An 18,900-nucleotide genomic window follows, 5' to 3' on the forward strand; every position below is an offset into this window, starting at 1 on the left:
GGCTGGACCCTTTCGAAAGGAACTCGACGTGCTGGTGCTCGGTGTCAGCGGACTCGACCGATCGTTGTCCGTCAAGAAGAACATGCTGCCCGGTCTGGACCGGCGGGAACAGCGTGTGGTGCAGGGCCTCGACTCGGCCGCGGCCCTGGTCGGGGAGCAGGGCGTGATCGCCGCCTCTGCGCAGGAACGACACGACGGGGTGAAGGGTACGGGCACGTTCCCCGTCGACGCGGTCGAGGCGTGCCTGCGGATGGCCGGAGTGACCCTGGACGACGTCGACTTCGTCGCGCACGGCTTCCGGTACGAGCCGTCCGTCGCGTTCGAGCGCGACGAGTTCGCCCGGCGCTGGTACCGGGAGGTGTACAGCGAGGACGTGCAGTACGAGGTGTTGCGCGCGCACTATCCGGACCAGGACTGGGAGCGCAAGTTCGTCCGGGTTGGCCACCATGTCGCCCATGCCGCCAGCAGCTACTACCTGAGCGGGTTCCCCGACGCGACGGTTCTGGTGGCCGACGGCATGGGCGAGGCCGAGTCCACGTCGGTCCTGCGGGGCAGCGGTGACGCGTTGCACGGTGTGCGCAGCTACTCCATATCCGCGTCGCTGGGCATCCTCTACAGCGTCGTCACCCAGTACCTGGGGTTCCTGCCGGGGATGGACGAGTACAAGGTGATGGGTCTGGCGCCCTATGGGGACGCGAGCCGGTACGCGAATGTGGCCGACGAGCTGGTGCGCAGGGCTCCGGGCGGACGGCTGCTGGCCCCCGTCCTGGCGCACGACAAGTCGCCGACGGAGCGCGAGACGCACCGGGGGGCCATCCGACGGCTGGAGGAGCTGTTCGGTCCGGCCCGGCATCCGGAGGCACCGCTCGACCAGCGGCACATGGATGTCGCGGCGACCGTCCAGCGCAAGCTGGAGGAGAGCCTGCTGTATGTCCTGCGCGAGACGGCCGATGCCGCGGGCGGCTCCCGCAATCTGTGCATGGCGGGTGGTGTCGCGCTGAACTGCACGGCCAACGGTGTGATCGCCCGCAGCGGTCTGTACGACCGGGTGTTCGTGCAGCCGGCGTCGGGGGACGACGGTACGGCCCTCGGCGCGGCGCTGTGGCAGCTCCAGCAGCACGTACCGGCGCCACCGGCCCCGATGACGATGCCGTACTGGGGCGAGGAGTTCGACGACGCGGACATCGAGGCGCAGCTGCGTGGACTGGGTGACGGATTCACCGTACGGAAGCTGTCCGAGGACCAGCTGCTGGCCGAGGTGTCGTCGCTGATCGGCGCGGGGAAGGTCGTCTCCTGGTTCCAGGGGCGGATGGAGTTCGGCCCGCGTGCGCTGGGCAACCGGAGCATCCTCGCGGACCCGGCATCGCCCGGCATGCGTGCCCATCTGAACACCGTCGTGAAGCAGCGTGAGGAGTTCCGGCCGTTCGCGCCGGCCGTCCTGGCGGAGGAGGCGACCACCTACTTCGAGATCGAGCCGGGGCAGGAGTCGATGTACCGTCACATGCTTTTCGTGGCACAGGTGCGGCCCGAGTACCGCGACAAGCTGCCGTCGATCACACATGTCGACGGCTCTGCCCGCGTGCAGACCGTCGACCGGGAGAGCGCCCCGAGGTTCTGGCGCCTGATCCGCCGGGTCGGTGACGACCGGGGCATCCCGATGGTGGTCAACACCTCGTTCAATCTGCGCGGCCAGCCGATCGTGCGGACGCCGGACGTCGCGGTCGCCACGTACGCCCGCTCGACGCTGGACGCGCTGGCGATCGGCGACTGGCTGGTGACCCGTGACCAGCCGTCGACCGCCGGGACCGCAGGTGCGACCGATGAGTGAGCGGCCCGCCCTCGGCGGGGCACGTTCCGTGGCGGAGCTCCGTGAGGCCGCCGCCGCGATCTGGCGCGATGCCCTCGGTCTGGACGACGTCCGCGACGACTGCAACTTCTTCGACGAGGGCGGCGACTCCGTCCTCTCCGTGGAGGTGGCGATCTCGCTGCGCGAACTCACCGGCCAGGAACTCGAACTGGATATCCTCTACGAATACCCGGAATTCGGCGCACTGTCGGCGGCGTTGAGCGGAGGCCCCGATGAGGGAGGGCCGGAGACGAGGGAGCTGACCGCCGCCGAGGAACGGCTGTGGACCGCCGAACAGCTCCACCCGGGGAGCGCCGTCTACCATCTCGCCGTCCGCTACCGCTTCCCCGGCGGTCTCGACGTCATCAGGCTGCGCGCCGCGCTCGACAAGCTGGCGGCCCGGCACGAGGCGCTGCGGCGCGGCTTCGTGAAGCCCGCGCTCTCACTGACCGCGCGGAAGGTCTCCGTGGCCTGCCGGTGGGTGGACGCGCAGGGCGTGTCGGACGAGAGTGTGCGCGAACTCGTCGACACCGAGGTGCGCACACCGTTCGACCTGGGCCGGCCTCCGCTGTTGCGGGCCCTCCTCGTGGACCGGGGCGACGCCGGCAGTGAACTGGTCCTGACCGTGCACCACTTGGTGTGTGACGGGGCCTCGCTGGACCTCCTCGAAACACAGCTCCAGCAACTCTACGAGGACGGCTCGGATTCAGAGGGCACGGAATGGGAGTCCGCCGGCCGGCAGGCCGTTTCCGTACGGCCCCGGGATGCCGCAGCGGCGCTGGACCACTGGCGGACGATGCTCGCCGGCTGCCCCGGGGCGCTGTCCCTGCCGCACGATCTGGCCCGTCCGGCGCGGCCCGGTGTCAAAGGCGCCGCCCATCGCATCCCGCTCACGGACCAGCAGGTGTCGACGATCCTGTCGTCGGCCGAGGAGGAACGGCTCAGTCCGTTCATGGCGTGGGTGGCCGCCTATGTGACCGGCCTGATAGCGGTGACGGGCGACCGGGATCTGGTGCTCGCCGTGCCGGCCTCGTCCCGGGGTCCCGCCCAGGCGGGCGAGGTCGGCATGTTCGTCGACACGCTGCCGCTGCGGTTCACCGTCCGGCCCGGGGCCACGGCCCGTGATGTGGTGCGGTTGGTACGTCGTGTGGTGACCGGTGCCCTGGCCCATCAGCAGGTGCCGTTCCAGACGCTCGTCGAGGAGGTGTGGTCCGGCGCCGACCGTTCGCGGGCCCCGCTGGCTCAGACCGCCCTCACCTACATGGACACCACACGGTGCGGGCTGCGGTGGGACGGCCACAGCGCCGAGCGTGAGCAGATCGGCACGGGCACCGCAAAGTACGAGGTGCTGTGGCTGGTCACGCGGACCGGTCGCGGAACGGTCTGTGAACTGGAGTACTCCACGAACCTGTTCACCGACGAGGCGGCGGCCGCCCTGCACCGACGCATGGTGGCGGCCATCGGCGACGCCTTCGCACAGCCGGACGCCCCTCTGACGGAGTGCGGTACGGACGCGCTCGACGGGTTCGTACCGATCCACGAGAGGGTGCACCGCCGGGCCGTGGAGCACCCCGGCGCGGTGGCGGTGCGACACGGGCGGACGACGCTGACGTACGGGGAGCTGGACCGGCGGGCGAGCGTGCTGGCCGCCGGGCTCCGGACGGCCGGGATCGGCCGCGGCGCGGTGGTGGCCGTGCCCATGGAGCGCGGCATCGCGTCGGTCACCACATGCCTCGGCATCCTGTACGCGGGCGCCGCCTACCTGCCGGTGGACGTCGCTCAGCCGGCCGAGCGCACCCGGCACATCGTGCGGACCGCGGCGACGGCGGCCGTCGTCATGGACGACGCGGCGGCCGAACTGCTCGCGGAGGTGGTGCCCGCGCACCTGCTGGAGAAGCTGCTCGTCACCGACGAGGCCCCGGTGGCCCCGGCGGCGGTGACCGGCGCCGATGTCGCCTACGTGATCTGCACCTCGGGCTCGACCGGCCGTCCCAAGGCGGTGGTGGTGCCGCACCGTGCCGTCGTGCGGCTGGTGCCGGACGCGGACTTCGTGGCGTTCGGCCCCGCCGACCGGGTCGCGCATGTGTCCAATCCCGCCTTCGACGCGGCGACGCTGGAGATCTGGGGAGCGCTGGCCGGCGGCGGCACCCTCGTCGTCGCGGACCGGGACGTCCTGCTGTCACCGCGGCGGATGCGTTCCTTCGTCACCGACGAGGGCATCTCCGTCATGTTCCTCACCGTGACGCTCCTCAACCAGGTGGTGGACTTCGCGCCGGACGCCTTCCGGGATCTGCGGGTGCTGCTCTTCGGCGGTGAGAAGCACGATGCTCGCAGGTTGGGGAAGCTGTTCGCGGCCGGCCCGCCCGCCACAGTGGTGAACGGCTACGGCCCCACCGAGAACACCACATTCAGCACCACCCATGAGGTGACCGCCGAGGATCTCGCCAAGGGCGTGGTCCCCCTCGGCCGCCCGCTCCCGCGCAGCACGGCGTACGTGCTCGACGCATCCGGGCAGCGGGTCGGGGCCGGCGGAACCGGAGAGCTGTACGTCGGCGGCGAGGGGCTCGCCCACGGCTACCTCGACGCCCCCGCGCAGACCGCCGCAGCCTTCGTCCCCGACCCGTTCGCCGGGCGTCCCGGGCAGCGGCTCTACCGCACGGGCGACCAGGTGCGGGTCCTGCCCGGTGAGCGGTACGAGTACGTGGGGCGGCTCGACGACCAGGTGAAGGTGCGCGGCCACCGCGTCGAACTCGCCGAGATCGAGGCAGCGGTACGGAGGCAGAACGGGGTGGCCGACGCCGTCGTGCACGCACGTCCGACGGACGACGGCATCGAGATCACCGCCTTCGTGACACCGGACACCCCCGGGGATGGACCTCAGGCGGCCCTGGACGTCACCGTGCTCGGGGACGGACTGCGCAGCGAACTGCCGCAGTACATGCTGCCGACGGTGATCGTCGTCGACCGCATCCCCGTCACCGCCAATGGAAAAGCGGACCGCGAGGCACTCCTGTCGGCGTCGGCCGGGGCCGGGGCAGGTGGCTGCACTCCGGCAGAGTCCGCCGATCCGTCGCAGGACGGCGACCCGGTCGACGGCACGGTCGACGGCACGGTCGACGGCACGGTCACTGCGCTCTGGCAGGAGGTGCTCGGCACCGGGAGCGTCCGGCCGCAGGACAACTTCCTGAACGCGGGCGGACATTCCATCAAGGCCATGCGGCTGCTGGCCCTCCTCGGCGAGGAGCTGGACGTCACGATCGATCTGGTCGACTTCTTCGAGAACCCCACCCTGCGCGGGCTCACCACCCTCGTACGGCAGGAGCTGACGGGAGGCGAGCTGTGAGCGCCGCTCCCTCTCTGGGCCGCTTCCTTCACTGGGCGCAGGTCCAGCCGGACGCCGTGGCGATCGTCGACGAGAGCGGCGAACTGACCTACGCGGCACTGGAGTCCGCCGCGCGTGCCCGTGCGGCCAGGCTGTCGACTGACGGGGTGCGCCCCGGTACGCGGGTCACCGTCGAGTGCGGGTACGGCGCCGACTACGTGGTCGCCCTGCTGGCGACCTGGCTGCTGGAGGCGGTGGCGGTGCCGCTCGATCCGGCCGCGCCGGCCGAACGCCGCCGCCATCAGGTCCGACAGGCGGGCTGCGAGGCGGCCGTTCCCTTTCCGTACGCCGACGGCGTCGTCCGCGCCGCCGTCGCCGACGAGATCTCCGAGCGGGCGACCGGGACCGCCGGCCCGCCGGACGCGGGCGAGCCTGCCGCGTACATCCTGTTCACCTCGGGCTCGACCGGGCTCCCCAAGGGGGTGGAGATCGAGCACACCGGGCTGCTCACCATGCTGGACCACTTCTCCGGCGCCATGGGGCTGGGGCCGGGCGACCGGATGCTCGCGCACAGCAGCATCGTCTTCGACATGTCCGTGCCGGAGATGCTGGTGCCGCTGACGAGCGGCGGCACGATCGCCGTCGCTCCGTCGCGGTGTGCGCGCAACCCGGAGTTCTTCGCGAAATGGCTGCTCACCCAGGAGCCCGGCGCCGCGTACGCCACACCCAGTCAGCTGCGGCTGCTGCTTCCCTTTCTGGCCGGTGAGCGGGCCTTCACCCACCTGGTCAGCGCCGGGGAGGCGCTGCCCGCCGCGCTGGCCGAGGAGTTGGACGGGGTCGTCGGTACCTTGTGGAACGGGTACGGCCCCACCGAGACGACCGTCTGCGGCCTGTGCACCGAGGTCCGTCCCCCCTATCGGGACCCGTTGCCGATAGGCGTACCGATCACCGGTCTGCGCGCCCAGGTGCTGGACGGGTCGCGGCAGCCCGTTCCCGAGGGTGAGGTCGGTGAACTCTGCCTCTACGGGGTCGGCGTGGCGCGCGGCTACGTCGGTGAGCCCGGCCTCACCGCCCGGTCCTTCACCACCGGTCCCGACGGCTCCCGTGCCTATCTGACCGGCGACATGGTGCGGATCGGTGCCGACGGACAGTACTTCTTCCACGGGCGGATCGACGACCAGGTGAAGATCCGGGGACACCGTGTCGAGCTGGGCGAGATCGAGTCGGTCGCCGAGCGCACCCCAGGCGTCTCGCAGGCGGTCGCCCTGCTCACCGAGGCGCTGCGTGGGCGGGCCGAGTTGCATCTCGCCGTGGTGTGCCGGGCCGAGGACGGCGAACCCGTCGGCCCGGGGGCCGCCGCGGCCGCGCTGCGCGAACGCCTGCGGCGGGACCTGCCCGTCCACATGCGGCCGGGACGCCTGTTGTTCTTCGACGAACTGCCGCGCAACGCCTCGGGGAAGACCGACCGCAACGGGGTGCGGCGGATCGTCGAGGAGCGTCTGAGACGTCCCTGAGCCAGGCACACGCACTCCGTCACCGGTCGTGCGCCCGAACAGATCCTTCCAGTCGATTCAACCGTCAGTCACGAAAGGCAGCGGACTCATGAGCGAGCAGACGACCGGCACCCGGTACAGCGTGGTCCACAACGATGAGGAGCAGTACAGCCTCTGGGCCGAAGGGCGGCCGCTCCCGGCCGGCTGGCACCGCACGGACTTCAGCGGCGGGCGCGAGGAGTGCCTGGCCCACATAGACACGGTCTGGACGGACATGCGCCCCAGGAGCCTGCGGGTGGCCATGGACGAGAACTGAGAGCTCATCGACCGAGGGCCGGGGAGGGAACCCATCGTCGCACGGGTGCCTTCCCCCGCCGTATCCCCAGCCAGCAGTGGAGGTCAGCCGTGTGGGCGCTTCTTCGCCGCAATGCGCAGTTCCGTCGGATGTTCGCCGGCGAGGCGGTCTCCAGCTTCGGGGACAGCGCCATGTTTCTGTCACTCGCCATCTGGGCGAAGGACCTCACCGGCTCGAACGCCGCCGCCGGTCTGGTCATGCTGGCACTCACCGTGCCGGGCCTGTCCGCGCCCTTGCTGGGGCACCTCGTGGACCGGGTGCATCGCAAGCCGCTGCTGGTCAGGATGTACGGCGGCATGGCGGTTCTCGTGCTGTCGCTGCTGGCCGTCCGGGGCTCCGGCCAGTTGTGGATCATCTATGTGGTCGCCCTCGCCTACGGGGTGCTGGTCTCCACCCCCGCCCGCCAGGCGCTGCTGAAGGACCTGCTGCCGTCGTCCGACGCCGTCCAGGCCAGGTCGCTCCTCATCGCCACCAGGGAGGGCGTGCGCATCGCTTCCCCGGTGGCCGGAGCAGGGGTGTACGTGGCCTTCGGCGGCGTCGCGCTGGCTGTGCTGGGGGCGCTCACACTGAGCGCGGCCGCGCTGCTGATCGGTTCGGTCAAGGTGATCGAGTCGGAACCGGACCCCGTCGAGGAGTCCTTCGGCACCTCCCTCGCCGCCGGCCTGCGGCATCTGCGCGGCACACCGCTGCTGTTCCGGTTGACGCTGGCGATGGTCGTCTTCCTCGGCGGCATCGGCATGCTGGAGACCGCGGCGTTCGCCGCCGTCGATCACGGTCTGGGCCGCCCGGCGGCGTTCGTCGGAGTCATGGCGTCCATCCAAGGCGCCGGTTCAGCGCTCGGCGGTCTGATCTCCGGGACAGTGATACGGCGTCTGGGTGACGTCGGTACCAGCTGCGTCGGCTACGGGCTCGTCGCCCTGGGGCTGCTGCTGTGCGTCTCACGCGATGTGGCGCTCTTCCTCGTCGGGACGACACTCATCGGTGCGGGCCTGCCGTTCGTGGCCGTGGTGCTGGGCGCGGCGGTGCACCTGTACGCACCGGCCCGGATGCAGGGTCGCGTCAACGCCGCGGTCAACACCGCGAAGGACGGAGCGCAGACCCTGTCGCTCACGGCGGGCGCGGCGCTGATCGGGGTGCTGGACTACCGGGTCATGTACCTGGTGATGACAGTGACCACGGTGGCGTGCGCGGTCAGTCTCCTGGTCCGCTCGATTCCCGCTCCGCAGGTGGTGCCGTCGGTGGCGGACGCCCCGGCCGACGAGGGGCCCGCACGGGGCGCGGCCTCCGCGCGTGAGCAGGGCAGCGCCGCACCCGCGGGCGAACCGCGGGTGGGGTGAGTCCCGCCGCCCGGGCCCGCAGAACGAGCCGCACCGAGCGCGGTGTGGAAGGCTCCCACGACGACGGGCGTACGGGACGGACCCTTGCAGCCGATCGCTGCTTCCGACGTCGCCGCGGCTGTCGTGGGGGCCGCGGCGAAACGCCGTTTCAGGGCATCCGGAACATCGCGGGCCCCGACGTCTTCCCGCTGGACGAGCTCGGCCGGATCACTCCGGCCGCACGCCCCGACGGCCGCCGTGTGGTCACCGACGACCGGGCGCGCATGTCCGCCAGGGTCACCAAAGACGCCCTGACCGCGCCCGCGGACGCCGACCGCCCCAACGCACTGCACGGACCGGCTTCAGCAGTCGTAGCCGGGCTGCTCCGCCGCTCCCCTACTCCACCGTGATCGCCTGCACCGGGCAGACGCGGGCCGCTTCCTTGACCATCGGGTCATCCACGTCCTCCTCGTGACCCGGCAACAGTTCGCTGAAGCCGTCGTCGTCCTGTGTGAAGACCTTCGGCGCGGTCAGCGCGCACTGGCCGGCACCGATGCACACATCCCTGTCGATACTGATCCGCATCACCACTGCATCCTTTCCAGGAGGGGTCCGGTCACCACGCCACAGGCAGTTCGAGCATGCCCTGGATCGTGTCGCCGGGCTTGAACGGGATCTCGTCGACGGGGGCCGCCAGCCTCAGCTCCGGCAGTCGGTCGAAGAGGGTGCGCAGTGCGATCTCCAGCTCGGCCCGCGCGAGATTCTGGCCGAGGCACTGATGGACCCCGAAGCCGAAGGCGACATGGCCGCGCGATTCCCGGCCGAGGTCCAGTTCATCCGGCGCCGGGTACGCGGCTTCGTCCCGGTTGATCACCGAAGTGGACAGTACGACGCCGTCACCGGCTCGGATGGTCACCCCACCCACCTCGATGTCCTCCGTCGCCACCCGTGAGATGCCGTCGGCAATGGACAGGAATCGCAGCAACTCCTCGACCGCGGCGGGCATCAGATCCTCGGACGTGCGCAACCGGTCCAGCTGGTCCGGATACTGAAGAAGAGTGAACGTACCCAGCGAGATCATGTTCGCGGTCGTCTCGTGTCCCGCTACCAGCAGGATCTCTGCCAGCTGGACCAGTTCGTCGCGACTGATGGCCCCGGTGTCGAGCTGCTGGGTGATGAGCTCGTCGAGCAATCCCTCGCCCGGGTCGGACCGCTTGCGTTCGATCAGCGACCGGAAGTACTCGTCGAGCGCCGCCCGCGCGGCCTCGATATCCGCAGCCCCGGGACCGCGCAGCAACCTGCGCGACTGGGACTCGAAGAAGTCGTGGTCGGCGTACGGAACACCGAGAAGCGCACAGATCACCATTGAAGGAACGGGCAGCGCGAAGGCGCTCACCAGATCGGTGGGCGGGCCCTGCTCGATCATGGCGTCCAGCAGCCGGTCCACGGTCTCCTGGATCTTCGGCCGCAATGCGGCGGTCCGCTTCACGGAGAAGCTCGGGATCAGCATCCGGCGCTGCGCGTTGTGCTCGGGGTCGTCGACGCCGATCAGTTCGATACGCCGTCTGGTGCTCCGGGCCACCCGCTCGGTGAACACCGGGAACGCGGGGTTCTCCCGGTCGGCCGACAGCCGCCGGTCGACCAGCAGCGCACGCGCCTCGGCATGCCCGGTCACCAGCCACACCCGGCGGCCGTCGAAGAGTCTGGCGGGAGACAGCGGCTTCTGCCCGTCGTTCTGTGGCCGGTACTCCGCCGGCGGGTGGTACGGGCAGGTGCGGTCCTGCGGGAAGGAGACGGTCTCGGTGTCTGCCATGGCGGGCCTCGCAATGAGGACGTAGGGGTTCCTACCGGTCTCCCCCACTAGATGCCTCAGTCACCTATCTAGTCTACGCAGTGTTCGGCCAACTCGCCGGGTGTGCGGCCCCTCGGAAGCGTAACGCCGCGACCTGCGTCCCGCCCCGCGAGCCACCGGCGGACACGGCCGCGCGGAACGGCAGCCCCGGCGGCTGCTCCGGCGGCTGCTCCGGCGGCTGCTCCGGAAGACCGGGGCGGCGAGGGTGCCGCGTACCACGACGCCGACAGGGGCGACCGGGAATCCGGGCATGGCGGCCACAGGCTCCCGCCGAGATTTGCCGCCCCACGGCACCGGTGCGCGCTGCGCACATGCTCAGGAGCGTGCCAGGTCGGCCCGCAGAACTGGCTTGGTCACCTTGGCGAGGCGGCAAGGAGGGTGACAGGAAGATCCGAACAATGGTCCACTTCTTTCATGGCCTACCGCAAAACCCCCGCAGTGCAGGACCGGCTCGCCGCCGCAAGGGACCGCCTCATCCAGTGCGCCACGTCCGTCGTCGCCGACGTGGGCTGGGCGAATGCCTCCGTCACCGCAGTCGCCGCCGCTGCCGGAATGTCGGTCGGGTCCGTCTACCAGCACTTCCCCTCGAAGGGTGCCCTGGCCGTGGAAGTCTTCCGGCGCGCCTCGGCACGCGAGGTCGAGGTGCTCGGAGAAGTACTCCGGGACGGCAGCGGCGACGCGGCGGAACGACTCGCGTGCGGAGTCCGCGTCTTCGCCCGCCGCGCCCTGCAACACCCGGGACTGGCCTACGCCCTGCTCGCGGCCCCGGCCGAGCCCTCGCTGGGCGAGGCCCGTTCGGAATTCCGGCGCCGCTATCGCGCGGTGTTCACCGATGTGGTTCGCGAGGGCGTCGCCGCCGGATTGTTCCCCCAACAGGATCCCGAGGTCACGGCCGCCGCACTGACCGGCGCGATCGGAGAGGTGTTGGTGGACCCGTTGTCCGCTCCCACCGGCGACGCGGCCGATCATCTGGTGGCCGAGCTGATAGCGATGTCACTGCGCTGCGCAGGCGCCCCCTCGGCCACCACCGGCTGACGGCGCCGTCCCCGACCGGCAGCGGATGGCGGATCAAGGCGGGTGCGGACGCCACGTGCTTCGTAGATCGGCGAGAACACTCGAGCACCGGAAGGCCGGACGTCACGGCGCCGACCCGGGTCCGGCGAGAGAAGCATCGCGGCCGGGGCCGCGTCACGGAGCCGATGGGCTGCTCGGCGGCGGGGCGGCCCGCAGCGCCTGTTCCGTCCAGATGACCTTGCCGCGGTCCGTGTAGCGAGTCCCCCATCGGTCGGCGAACTGAGCGACGAGGAACAGCCCCCGGCCTCCCTCGTCCGTGGTGGCCGCCTGCCGCAGATGAGGCGAGGTGCTGCTGTGGTCCGAGACCTCGCAGATCAGGGAGCGGTCACGGAGCAGTCGTACACCGATGGGGCCTGTGGCGTAGCGAATGGCGTTGGTGACCAGTTCGCTGAGGATCAGCTCTGTGGTGAACGCCTCCTCCACCAGATCCCACTCGGCCAGCTTGCGGGACACCTCGGCCCGTACTTGGGACACCGCCGAAGGGTCGGAGGGTACGTGCAGCTGGACCACGTCCGCGGCATCCAGCCTGCGTGTACGGCCGACGAGAAGCGCGATGTCGTCGCGGGCACGCTCGGGCACGAGGGTGCGCAGGACCGCCTCGCAGGTCTCCTCGGGTGTCCGGTCGGCGTTCTCGGCGACGGTCCGGCGCAGGAGTGCCAGCCCTTCGTCGATGTCCCGGTGCCGGTCCTCGACGAGTCCGTTCGTATAGAGCACGAGGCGGCTGTTCTCGGGCAGCAGCGCTTCGAGGGTCTCGAAGGGCAGGCCACCGAGCCCCAGCGGTGGGCCGCCCGGCACATCGGCGAATTCCGAGGTGCCCTCCGGGTCGACGATCACCGGCTTGAGGTGGCCGGCCCGCGCCATGGTGCAGCGCCCGGACACCGGATCGTAGATCGCATAGAGGCAAGTGGCGCCGGTGACTCCCAGGTCGGCGCTGTCGACTGCCTCGTCCTGGTCGATCTGGGCGACCAGTTCGTCCAGGTGCCACAGGAGTTCGTCGGGCGGCAGGTCCAGGGCGGAGAAGTTGTGGATCGCCGTGCGCAGGCGCCCCATGGTCGCCGCGGCGTGCAGTCCGTGGCCGACGACATCGCCCACCACGAGCGCGACTCGGGCGCCGGGCAGCGGGATGACGTCGAACCAGTCCCCGCCGACACCGCCCAGCCCACCCGTTCCGGCCTGTGCCGGCAGGTACCGGTAGGCGACGTCGATGGCGCTCTGTTCCGGGACGCCGCGCGGCAGCAGGCTGCGCTGCAGGGTCACCGCCATGTTGTGCTCGCGTGTGTAGCGGCGGGCATTGTCGATGTTCACCGCGGCCCGGGCGACCAGTTCCTCGGCGACGGACAGGTCCTCGTCCTCGAACGGCTCGGACTTCGCCGAACGCCAGAACAGGGCCACGCCCAGGATGGCACCGCGGGCGCGCAGCGGAATCGCGATCACCGAGTGGAATCCGTGCTCGACGAGCTGCCGCGCCCGTGCGGGGTCCTGCTGCTGCCACCCTGAGAAGGCCGCCAGATCCGCATCGAGGACCGCCTCCCCCCTGCGCAGACCGGCCCCCAGGGGCGTGGTCGGCAGAAAGCGGATCACCGAGCCGACAGGGTGGAGCGGCGTGTCCTCCCGGATGCCGCTGAACGCGGTCCGACGCCACTCGGCATCCATGCCCACGGCCGTCGGCTCCTCGCCGCGCAGTACGGCCTCCGCCACATCGACGGTGGCGAAGTCGGCGAAGTGGGCCCTCACGAACTCCGCCAGCTCCTCGCACGTACGCACCACGTCGAGGGTGGTGCCGATCTCTGTGCCGGCCTCGTACAGCAGATTCAGCCGCCGCCGTGCCACATCGGCCCTACCGGTGAGTGCCCGGAGCTCGGTGGTGTCACGCAGTGTCGTCACGCTGCCGGGCGGGCCGCCGTCCCGGTCGGTCGACCGCTGGTTGACAGCGAGCAGGCGTTCGCCGACCGGAACCACCTCGTCGGTCACGGTCCTCCCCGAGGCCAGCAACTCCGTGGTGACAGGATCCAGCCCCAGCTCGGCCGGCACACGCCCCTCCACGTCCGCCGGCAGGCCGAGCAGCCGACGGGCCTCGTCATTGGCGAGCAGCAGCCGGCCGTCGCCGTCGATGATGAGCACGCCCTCCCGCACCGCGTGCAGAACGGCGTCGTGATGCTCGTACATCCGCGTCATCTCGGTGGGACCGAGGCCGTGGGTCTGGCGACGCAGCCGTCTGCTCACCGCCGCCGTCCCGGCCGTGCTGAGCAGCAGGATCCCCGCAGCCGACCCGAACAGGAGGGGAAACTGCTGCTCGACGACGCCGCCCACACGCTTGAGGGTGATTCCGGCGGACACCAGACCTACGACGGTGCCGTCACGTCCGATGACGGGCACCACTGCCTGTACGAGGGGGCCGATGGTCCCGGTGACTCTCTCGACGACGATGCCGCCGTTCAGCGCGGGCTGAAGATTGCCGACGAATTTCTTCCCGATCCGGTCGGGCAGGGGGTGGGTGTAGCGGATTCCGGCCCGGTTCATCACGACGATGAAGTCGACCCCTGAGAGTTTCCGGGCCCGCTCGGCCAACGGCTGCAGCACCGCGGTCGGGTTCGGGCTCGTCAGCGCTGCCTCGATGCCCGGTGAACCGGCAAAGGCCTCGGCGACAGCGACCGAACGGCCGCGGGCTTCTCTTTCGCTGTCGGCCCGGGACTGCGACACGAGCGCGGCGACGGCTGCGGCCACGAGCAGCACGACGATCGCCACCTGCAGGAGAAAGAACTGACCTGCGACGGTTCGCATCTTGAGAACCGAGCGTCGGCGGCCGTACCGTCCGGTCATGCCTTCTTTGTACACCCTGCGCACACGCTGGGCGAGCAGTCCGGCGCAGCGTGCGAGGCCCGTCGGGCAAGGTGGAGCGAGCCGGCCCGGAGCGAGTCGGCCAGGGTACAAGGCCCGCCCGATTCCGGCCCTCGCGGGCCCCAGCGCCCCGGCCGACACTGGTTGACGCCCTTGGCGCGCGGCGACACCCGAGGTGTGTGACGCCTACACCGGACGGCCGAGGGCGTGCACCTCGCGCCCGGTGGACGGACTCACGCGGGTTACGGAGAATCGCCCGTTGCCGGCGCTTCGGTGTCCCGCTCGGGAAGAACAGTGGTGCTGAAGTCCGCCACGGCCGCCTCCAGACCGACGTCCTGCTGTGCCCGCTCGGACATGTACCAGCGGTGTTCCAACAGCTCGTGATAGAGCTCGGCCGGGTCCATGGAGCTCCGGAGATCCCGCGGAACCGCACGCACCGTGGGCCTGAACACCTCGCGGACCCAGCGGTGGGCAAGCACCTCCGCACGGGCACCGAGCGGGTCGCCCGGCGCATGGTCCTCCTGTGTCGCCATCCAGCTCTCGAGGTCGTTGAGGAGTCGCCGGGCCTGGTTCTCCTCGGCATCGATTCCGGTCAGGCGCAGCAGCTGACGCTGATGATGGCCTGCGTCGACAACCTTGGGGACGAAAGTGATCGTATCGCCGTTCGAGGAGTTGGCGATCTGCATCTCGGCGACGTCGAAGCCGAGATCATTGAGCCTGCGCACGCGACGTTCGATGTAGTGATACTTGCCTGCCGGATAGACCGAAGTGCGGGTCAGCTCCTTCCAAAGCTCCTCGTACCGCTGGCAGATCTCCGCGCCGAACGCAATCGGATCCACCGAGGGATGAAGCGCACCCGCGGCCTCCAGGTCGAGCATCTCTCCGCTGATGTTCACCCGGGCCAGATCGATGTCGTATTCACGCTGCCCTGTGCTGAGCCGGCTGTGCACATCGCCGGTCTCCGCATCTACGAGGTAGGCGGCGTAGGCACCGGCGTCCCGGCGGAAGAGTGTGTTGGACAGAGAGCAGTCGCCCCAGGCGAACCCCGCCAGGTGCAGCCGGACCAGCAGTACGGCGAGTGCGTCCATGAGCCGGTGCACCGTGGTCGGGCGCATTGTCGTCTCGAACATCGAGCGATAGGGCAGGGACCCGTTGAGGTGACGGGTGATCAGCACCGGCTCCAGCGGTTCCCCGTCGCTGCCGGTGCGCCCGGTAACCACCGCGAGTGGGTCAACCGCGGGTATCCCGAGCCGGGCAAGGGTACGCAGCAGCTCGTACTCGCGCACCGCCGGTCGCTCGGCGAGCTCCTTGACCGCCACCACATCGCCCCCCGCTCGGGCATAGCGCACGACGTGGCGGGAGATGCCGCGCGGCAGCGTCACCAGATGCTTCTCCGGCCACTCTTCGAGCGGCAGGTGCCAGGGCAGTTCGAGAAGGAAGGCGGGGTGTTCGGGGTTGGTGGCGCTGAACTGCAAAGCCATCGGGTCGCCTCGCTCGTACGGTGACGGGAACACCAGTGTGACGTAGCCGGTCGCGAGCACCGTGGCAAGCCTGGGCCTCTTGGCCTGCAGGTGCCCGCCGGGCCGACGGATTGCCCAGTGCTCGCGACGGGTCGGGCGTCCTCGAGTTCCGTTACGGCCCGGCTCTTCGCAGCCGGGCCGTCTTGGTCTCAGGTTGCCGCGTCAGGGCTGCAGCGGCCTGGGCGAAGGTCGGGCGCGGTCGAGCAGATAGCGTTGCTCGGGCAGGCTGGTGGTCCGTCGGGCGGTGTGCAGGTAGGCGTCGCATGCGGCGGAGTTGTACCACCGCACTTGCGGACGGGTCGGCGCACGTCTGATTGTCGACCAGCTCTCCGGACCGCCGTACCACGTCGGCAAACGCCTGATGGGTCGTAGTCGCGCCGATCTTGACATGCCGATCCGCCGGTCCGCGCCGACTACCGGGAGGGCGCGCCGCACTGGACGCCCGCAGCAGATGCAGCGGCGGTCGGCCGGTCCTGGCTTCGAAGACATGCCGACTGCCCACTCCGTCCGCTCAGCTACCGTGTGCTACCAGCGCTCTTCCGGTTCCTGCCCTGCGACACAACGTCTCTCGGCGAAAACCGTGTTGGCGTCGGCCAATGTCCGTGTCCATGCCTACTGCAAAGCCTTCTCATGTCCGCACCGTGTGTGCGGACAGCGCGACGACTAATGGAGTGCACGTTGAGGACGACGTTCCGTTCTCGTATCACCGCCCGGTTCGGGCGCACCTACCTGTCCAGGATCCAGAAGTACGGGATCGGTTCTTCCACGATCAGGCTGCTGCCCGAAGACCTGCTGATGCTGCTGCGCAGGGATGGCCTGGACCCGGTGGACAAGCTGGCCGGGCTCCGGGCGAAGGCGCCGGTGTCCAAGGTCTCGCTGCCGTTCGGAATGGACGCCTGGGTGGTCACCGGCTACGAGGAGTCGAAAGCCGTCCTCGGATCGGCCGACGGGTTCAGCACCGATTTCGCCCACCTCGCCACGAACGCCGGAGTCGCAGCGGAGCAGAGCCCCGGCGGGCTCGGGTTCAGTGATCCTCCCGTGCACACCCGGCTGCGCCGCATTCTGACCCCGGAATTCACGATGCGCCGGCTGCGTCGCCTCACCCCCAGGATCGATGCCATCGTCGAGGAGCACCTCGACGCGATGGAAGCCCGTCAGGGCCCGGTCGACCTGGTGCAGGAGTTCGCGCTGCCGATCCCCTCCCTCACGATCTGTGAGCTGCTCGGCATTCCCTACGAGGACCGCCAGGACTTCCAGAAGCTGGCCATGGACCGCTTCGACCTCTTCGGTGGGACGACCGCACCCTTCGGCGCCATGTCGGAGTCTCTGGCGTACTTCAGGAATGTGGTCAAGATGCAGCGCGAGGAACCGGGCGACGGACTGCTCGGCATGATCGTGAAGGAGCACGGCGACAGCGTCGACGACGAGGAACTCGCGGGCCTCGCCGACGGCGTGCTCACCGGCGGGTTCGAGACGACCGCCAGCACGATCGCCCTCGGCTCCCTCGTGTTGCTTCGGAACACGGACGTCTTCGAGCGAATACGGACGGACGACGCAATGGCCGCGCCGTTCGTCGAGGAGGTGCTGCGCTACCTCTCCGCGGTGCAGCTCGCCTTCCCACGGTTCGCACGCGAGGACATAGAGATAGCCGGGGTGCTCATTCCCCGGGGCGACATGGTGCTCTGCTCACTGAGCAGCGCCAACCGTGATGCGTCGTACGTCATGGACGACGGACGCTTCGACCCGCACCGCGACACCTCAGGGCATCTCGCCTTCGGCTACGGAATCCACCGCTGCATCGGCGCCGAACTGGCACGCATGGAACTACGTTCCGCCTACCCAGCCCTGGCGCGGCGGTTTCCCCGGATGCGCCTCGCTGTCCCGCCCCAGGACCTGGCCTTCCGCAAGCTGTCGATCGTCTACGGCATCGAATCGCTGCCGGTGCACCTGCGCTGAGCGGGCGCCCACCCTCAGCGCACCTGCACAGCGACAGCGGGCCGTACACGGGCCGTCTTCCCCGGCCGACGCTGCGGATGCCCTCCTACCAGGTCACTGTGATCCGCTGAGGACTGCGGGATGTGGTGCCGCGACGCCACTCCACTGCGTCGGCGGGCCGCGCCAGCCGAAGGCCGGGGAAGCGGGCGGCGAGCCGGTGCAGGGACAGTTGGAGTTCGAGCCGGGCCAGCCAGGCACCCAGGCAGTAGTGCGGGCCGGCGCCGAACGACAGAGTGGGGGCCTCCAAGGGTGCGAACAGGTCGGCGAACTGCCGGGGCGGGAACACATCGGGGTCACGGTTGGCCATGCCGCAGTCGGCGAGAACCACCGAGCCCGCCGGGATGGTCACGCCGCCGACCTCCGTATCCGCGGCGGCGTGGCGCGCGGTCCCCCGGTCGTCGCCGAGCGGAACCAGGTGCAGCAGCCGCTCGGCCACCACCCCGGCGGCCTGTTCGTCCGCACCGAGACGCCGCCAGCTTTCCGGCCGTTCGCCGAGCAGGTAGAGCAGGGAGTTGCCGAGCATCGTCATCGTGCTGTCGTGTCCGCCCACCACCAGCCCGCACACGAGGTCGACCAGTTGCCCCTCCGGGATACCGCCCTCGTCATCGGCCGCCCGGACGAGCACGCTGGTCAGATCGTCGCCCGGAGCGCTTCGCCGCTCGGCCAGCAGCGCGCTTCCGAAAGCGGCGAACTCCGCCAGCGCCGACTCCATCTCCTCCTTGGGGTGGGAGCCGTCGGAGAAGGCGTACTGGCTCCAGTGGCGCAGCCGTTCCCGTGCCGGGGCGTCGAGACCCATCAGTCGGCTGATCACCTCGACCGGGAGCGGAAGGGTGAAACGGGCCACCAGATCCACCGGAGGTGTGCTGTCGGCGAGTTCGTCCAGGCGCTGCTCCACGATCGATGTGATCCAGGGCCGCCAGCGGGCGACGGCCCTCGGCGTGAACGCACGCCGCAGGGTGCGGCGCAGACGCAGATGGTCCTCGCCGTCCTGGTTGAACATCAGGTCGAGGCTGCCCACCAGACCGGATTCGCCCGACAAGGTCGGGGCGTCCGGTGCGTGGAGCTGTGCGCGTCCGAATCGGTTGTCGGTCAGAACCATGCGTACGTCGGCGTACCGGCTCACCAGCCAGGCCTGAGTGCCATCGGGTAACGCAATGGGCCTGGGCGGCCCGGCCGGGTCGAACCTCAGACGGTGCAGAGGGAGCGACGGCGGGCCGGCAATCGCGTGGGTGTCGTCGGAGCGGGGCACGGGACCTCCTGGCTTGCACGGGTACGGGAGGGGCTGCGGC

Annotated in this window: 13 protein-coding genes; 8 read left to right on the plus strand and 5 right to left on the minus strand. The window is 70.2% G+C overall.

Features of this window, described 5'->3' with window-relative positions:
• Positions 1-28: 28 nt before the first annotated feature.
• From OG609_RS02185 to OG609_RS02210, 6 genes are all read left to right on the plus strand, one after another.
• The gene (locus OG609_RS02185; protein WP_327271177.1) at positions 29-1,828 is read left to right on the plus strand and encodes a carbamoyltransferase family protein; all 1,800 of its coding nucleotides are present in this window, start codon (positions 29-31) and stop codon (positions 1,826-1,828) included.
• A complete protein-coding gene (locus OG609_RS02190; protein WP_327271178.1) occupies positions 1,821-5,189 on the plus strand; it encodes a non-ribosomal peptide synthetase in 3,369 nt (1,122 codons plus the stop codon). Before OG609_RS02185 ends, OG609_RS02190 begins: the two co-directional genes overlap by 8 nt.
• Positions 5,186-6,682 carry an amino acid adenylation domain-containing protein gene (locus OG609_RS02195; RefSeq protein WP_327271179.1) on the plus strand — a complete coding sequence of 499 codons (1,497 nt, stop codon included), beginning with the start codon at positions 5,186-5,188 and terminating at the stop codon, positions 6,680-6,682. Before OG609_RS02190 ends, OG609_RS02195 begins: the two co-directional genes overlap by 4 nt.
• Positions 6,683-6,770: 88 nt before the next feature.
• Positions 6,771-6,977 (plus strand): MbtH family protein, encoded by a 207-nt coding sequence (locus OG609_RS02200; RefSeq protein ID WP_327271180.1) that lies wholly within the window; start codon positions 6,771-6,773, stop codon positions 6,975-6,977.
• An 89-nt stretch (positions 6,978-7,066) separates the two neighbouring features.
• Positions 7,067-8,353: an MFS transporter gene (locus tag OG609_RS02205; RefSeq protein WP_327271181.1), complete on the plus strand. Its 1,287-nt coding sequence runs from the start codon at positions 7,067-7,069 to the stop codon at positions 8,351-8,353.
• Entirely contained in the window at positions 8,350-8,742 is a 393-nt protein-coding gene (locus OG609_RS02210; protein WP_442817929.1) for a hypothetical protein, read from the plus strand. The genes OG609_RS02205 and OG609_RS02210 overlap by 4 nt, the downstream gene beginning before the upstream one ends.
• Here OG609_RS02210 and OG609_RS02215 read toward each other — a convergent pair.
• Complete coding sequence (locus OG609_RS02215) at positions 8,729-8,917, minus strand: ferredoxin (RefSeq protein ID WP_093897037.1); 189 nt, start codon at positions 8,915-8,917, stop codon at positions 8,729-8,731. The two genes, OG609_RS02210 and OG609_RS02215, sit on opposite strands and share 14 nt — an antisense overlap.
• A gap of 31 nt (positions 8,918-8,948) precedes the next feature.
• Positions 8,949-10,145 (minus strand): cytochrome P450, encoded by a 1,197-nt coding sequence (locus OG609_RS02220; protein ID WP_327271182.1) that lies wholly within the window; start codon positions 10,143-10,145, stop codon positions 8,949-8,951.
• 453 nt (positions 10,146-10,598) lie between these two features.
• Here OG609_RS02220 and OG609_RS02225 point away from each other — a divergent pair, with 453 nt between their 5' ends.
• Positions 10,599-11,219, plus strand: a complete 621-nt coding sequence (locus tag OG609_RS02225; protein WP_327271183.1) for a TetR/AcrR family transcriptional regulator — start codon at positions 10,599-10,601, stop codon at positions 11,217-11,219.
• Positions 11,220-11,372: 153 nt separating this feature from the next.
• On the opposite strand, the gene OG609_RS02230 is transcribed toward OG609_RS02225, so the two are convergent.
• Positions 11,373-14,078: a SpoIIE family protein phosphatase gene (locus OG609_RS02230; protein WP_327271184.1), complete on the minus strand. Its 2,706-nt coding sequence runs from the start codon at positions 14,076-14,078 to the stop codon at positions 11,373-11,375.
• A 260-nt stretch (positions 14,079-14,338) separates the two neighbouring features.
• On the minus strand, positions 14,339-15,577 hold the full coding sequence (locus OG609_RS02235) for a DUF4032 domain-containing protein (RefSeq protein WP_327277914.1): 1,239 nt from the start codon (positions 15,575-15,577) through the stop codon (positions 14,339-14,341).
• Positions 15,578-16,282: 705 nt separating this feature from the next.
• On the opposite strand from OG609_RS02235, the gene OG609_RS02240 reads away from it, so the two are divergent.
• A complete protein-coding gene (locus OG609_RS02240; protein WP_442817930.1) occupies positions 16,283-17,572 on the plus strand; it encodes a cytochrome P450 in 1,290 nt (429 codons plus the stop codon).
• Positions 17,573-17,657: 85 nt separating this feature from the next.
• Here the strand turns inward: OG609_RS02240 and OG609_RS02245 are convergent, their stop codons facing one another.
• On the minus strand, positions 17,658-18,860 hold the full coding sequence (locus tag OG609_RS02245; RefSeq protein WP_327271186.1) for a cytochrome P450: 1,203 nt from the start codon (positions 18,858-18,860) through the stop codon (positions 17,658-17,660).
• Between the last annotated feature and the right edge of the window lie 40 nt (positions 18,861-18,900).

The sequence above is a fragment of the Streptomyces sp. NBC_01224 genome (assembly GCF_036002945.1).
Lineage (GTDB): Bacteria > Actinomycetota > Actinomycetes > Streptomycetales > Streptomycetaceae > Streptomyces.

Excerpts from the sequence above, each read along its gene's own strand:
- OG609_RS02190 (WP_327271178.1), top strand. The coding sequence starts at position 1,821 with ATGAGTGAGCGGCCCGCCCTCGGCGGGGCACGTTCCGTGGCGGAGCTC.
- OG609_RS02200 (WP_327271180.1), top strand. The coding sequence starts at position 6,771 with ATGAGCGAGCAGACGACCGGCACCCGGTACAGCGTGGTCCACAACGAT.
- OG609_RS02235 (WP_327277914.1), bottom strand. The coding sequence starts at position 15,577 with ATGGCTTTGCAGTTCAGCGCCACCAACCCCGAACACCCCGCCTTCCTT.
- OG609_RS02230 (WP_327271184.1), bottom strand. The coding sequence starts at position 14,078 with ATGACCGGACGGTACGGCCGCCGACGCTCGGTTCTCAAGATGCGAACC.
- OG609_RS02220 (WP_327271182.1), bottom strand. The coding sequence starts at position 10,145 with ATGGCAGACACCGAGACCGTCTCCTTCCCGCAGGACCGCACCTGCCCG.
- OG609_RS02215 (WP_093897037.1), bottom strand. The coding sequence starts at position 8,917 with ATGCGGATCAGTATCGACAGGGATGTGTGCATCGGTGCCGGCCAGTGC.
- OG609_RS02240 (WP_442817930.1), top strand. The coding sequence starts at position 16,283 with ATGGAGTGCACGTTGAGGACGACGTTCCGTTCTCGTATCACCGCCCGG.
- OG609_RS02225 (WP_327271183.1), top strand. The coding sequence starts at position 10,599 with ATGGCCTACCGCAAAACCCCCGCAGTGCAGGACCGGCTCGCCGCCGCA.